The sequence below is a fragment of the Mycobacterium sp. genome (assembly GCF_035499775.1).
Lineage (GTDB): Bacteria > Actinomycetota > Actinomycetes > Mycobacteriales > Mycobacteriaceae > Mycobacterium.
Window position 1 is genome coordinate 1 of the sequence record NZ_DATJYB010000100.1, and the last position, 2840, is coordinate 2840.

Consider the following 2840-nt stretch of genomic DNA (forward strand, 5'->3'; position numbering starts at 1 on the left):
ACGGCCTCGTCGGGCAGGTCCTCGGGGACCTTGTACAACGGCTGCCGGCGGGTCGTGTAGTAGTACTCGCCGTGGGCGGCGACGAAGTGTGGCGCCTGGTCGTGCGTGCGGTATTCACCGGCCATCAGGTTCTGGCACGCATACGACCGGCCACGTACGCACGCGTGACACTGTCCGCAGAACCAGAAGTACGGTGTGACGACGCGGTCACCCACGGCCAGCGGCTGGCCGGCCGCGTCCGTCGTCAGCCCGTCGCCGAGTTCGGCTATTTCGCAAACCATTTCGTGACCCATGGCGAAGGGGCACGGCAGCGGCAGCTCACCGCGGAAGATGTGCAAGTCGGATCCGCAGATGCCGGCCATGCGCAGCTTGAGGGCAGCGGTTCCCGGCGCCGGTGTGGTGAGCGGGAATTCGGCCAGCTCGATCGGTCCGCCGTGAGCGGTCAGCAGTGCGAGCTTGGGCATGATGGTGTCCTAGTCTTACCTGCCGGCCGGAGCCAGAATCAGACCGCTGGTGGGCACTCCGGTGCCCGAGGTGACCAATACGTGCTCGACGTTGTCGACCTGGTTGTAGGACGTGCCGCGTACCTGGCGCACACCTTCGGTGATGCCGTTCATGCCGTGGATGTAAGCCTCACCGAGCAACCCGCCGTTGGTGTTGATCGGCAGCTCGCCGCCGAGCGACAGCCGCTCGACAGTGGCGAAATGCTTGGCCTCGCCACGCCCGCAGAAGCCGAGCTCCTCGAGCTGGGTGAACACGAACGGCGTGAAATGGTCGTAGATGAACGCGGTTTGGATGTCTTGGGGCTTGAGCCCGGAATCGCGCCACAGCCGTTCGGCGACCACGCCCATCTCGGGCAGGCCGGTGATGTCCTCGCGGTAGTAGCTGGTCATCATCTCGCCGTTGGCGGCCGCGCCCTGAGCGGCCGCGGTGATCACCGCCGGTGGCTGTCGCAGATCGCGAGCACGTTCGGCACTGGTGACGACGAGCGCGACGCCGCCGTCGCTTTCCTGGCAGCAGTCCAGCAGTCGCAGCACGGGTTCGACGATCCAGCGCGAATTCTGGTGGTCTTCCAGAGTGATCGGACGCTGGTAGAACCAGGCATCGGGGTTGTTCGCGGCATGCGCGCGGTCGACGACGGCGATCCTGCCGAAGTCCTCGTTGGTGACCCCGTAGGTCGACATGTACCGCTGGGCGTGCAGCGCGACCCACGCTGCGGGAGTGATCAATCCGAACGGCGCGTAGTGCGCCATGAACAACGGAGTCTCCGCACTGGTGCGCCCGCTGCCGCCGAACCGGAAGCCGGAGCGTTCGTTGAAGGCTCGCCAGCAGACGACCACGTCGGCCACGCCGGTGGCCACGGCCATGGCCGCGTGCACCACGGTGCCGGCCGCGGCGCCGCCGCCGTGGTGCACCCGGCTGAAGAAGCTCAGGTCGCCGATGCCGACGTTGCGGGCGATGTCGATCTCGTCGCTGGCGTCCATGGTGAACGTGACCATGCCGTCGACGTCGGCAGGAGCCAGGCCTGCGTCGTCGAGTGCGGCGCTGACTGCCTCGCACGCCAATTGCAGTTCGCTGCGCCCGGATTCCTTGGAGAACTCGGTCTGTCCGATCCCCGCGATGGCGCAACTGCCGGGCAGCGTGCTGGTCATGCGCCCGCCTCGTCGAGCAGGCTCAGGATCGCGGTGCCCGAGACGTGGTCGCCGAGGCTGTTGGAGCCCCGAAACGTCACCTCCACGAAATTCTCGCCATCAGACCCCTCGGTCTTACCGGTCACGCTGCCGGTGAAGCACAGCGGGTCGTCCGGAAAGCACGGCACGCCAAGGCGAATCGACAGATTTTTGACCATCGCCTCGGGCCCGGCCCAGTCGGTGAGGAAGCGCACGCAATACCCGTTGGTGGTCAGGATGTTCATGAACAAGTTGGGCGAGCCCTGCTTGTTGGCGTAGGCGCGGTCGTGGTGCACCGGCATGAAGTCGCGGGAGGCGATCGCGCCGGCGACGATCATCGTTGTGGTGATCGGGATTTCGAGAGGCGTGACCTCGTCGCCGTCTTCGACGTCGGCCCATTTCAAAGTGGTGGTACGGCTGGCGGCGGTCGTCATAGGTGTCCTTCCGAATATGTCGCGCCGAGGCGGGCCAGCTGGACGGCGGCCGGCCCGAGGGTGAGTTCGTTGTTCTTGGCCCACAGAAAATAGCGGTGCAGGGGGTAGCTGGTGTCGATCCCGATGCCGCCGTGGACGTGTTGGGTGGTGGCGGCGACGCGCGCGCCCGCCTCGGCGGCCCAGAACTTGGCGATGCGGGCCGCCCGGTCGGCCGGTCGTCCGTCGGCGATCAGCCAGGCCGCATGCCAGGTGGTCCACCGGATCGCTTCGACGTCGATGAAGGCGTCGGCCATCCGCTGCTGCACCGCCTGGAAACTGCCGATCGGGCGGCCGAATTGCTCACGTTGCGTGGTGTACGCTGCCGCGATCCGCAAGGCCCGCTCCACCACGCCGAGCTGGATCGCGCACAGCCCTACCAGGGCGCGGGTGTGCAGCGACTCGATCTCGCCGTGGAGTCTGTCACGTTCGGAAACCACTGCGCCGTCCAGGAGTACGTCGGCGTGCGGCTCACCGTTGGTCGTTCTGGCCGGTCGGATCTCGACGCCGTCAGAGTCCGCCGCAAGCAGGAACAGCCCGACGTCACCGTCGTCTAGCGAGGCCGGTATCAGCACGGTGTCGGCGAGCTGGGCGGCCGGCACCAACTCCTTGGCCCCGTCCAGGCGCCAGTTCGGGCCGTCACGGTGCGCCGAGGTCGACGGCGCGCACGGGTCCGAGCGGCCGGGCTCGGCCAGGCCCG

At 67.4% G+C, this 2840-nt stretch carries 4 protein-coding genes; all 4 read right to left on the reverse strand.

Features of this window, described 5'->3' with window-relative positions; genetic code table 11:
• On the reverse strand, positions 1-464 hold a 464-nt coding region (locus VML93_RS07005; protein ID WP_325609047.1), incomplete at its 3' end, for an alcohol dehydrogenase catalytic domain-containing protein.
• A 15-nt stretch (positions 465-479) separates the two neighbouring features.
• The gene (locus VML93_RS07010; RefSeq protein ID WP_325609049.1) at positions 480-1652 is read right to left on the reverse strand and encodes a lipid-transfer protein; all 1173 of its coding nucleotides are present in this window, start codon (positions 1650-1652) and stop codon (positions 480-482) included.
• Complete coding sequence (locus VML93_RS07015) at positions 1649-2104, reverse strand: MaoC family dehydratase (protein ID WP_325609051.1); 456 nt, start codon at positions 2102-2104, stop codon at positions 1649-1651. Before VML93_RS07015 ends, VML93_RS07010 begins: the two co-directional genes overlap by 4 nt.
• A partial coding sequence (locus VML93_RS07020) for an acyl-CoA dehydrogenase (RefSeq protein ID WP_325609052.1) occupies positions 2101-2840 on the reverse strand: 740 nt, incomplete at its 5' end. The genes VML93_RS07020 and VML93_RS07015, both read right to left, overlap by 4 nt.

Bases quoted from the DNA above. Each gene is read 5' to 3' on its own strand.
- VML93_RS07010 (WP_325609049.1), bottom strand. From the start codon at position 1,652: ATGACCAGCACGCTGCCCGGCAGTTGCGCCATCGCGGGGATCGGACAG.
- VML93_RS07015 (WP_325609051.1), bottom strand. From the start codon at position 2,104: ATGACGACCGCCGCCAGCCGTACCACCACTTTGAAATGGGCCGACGTC.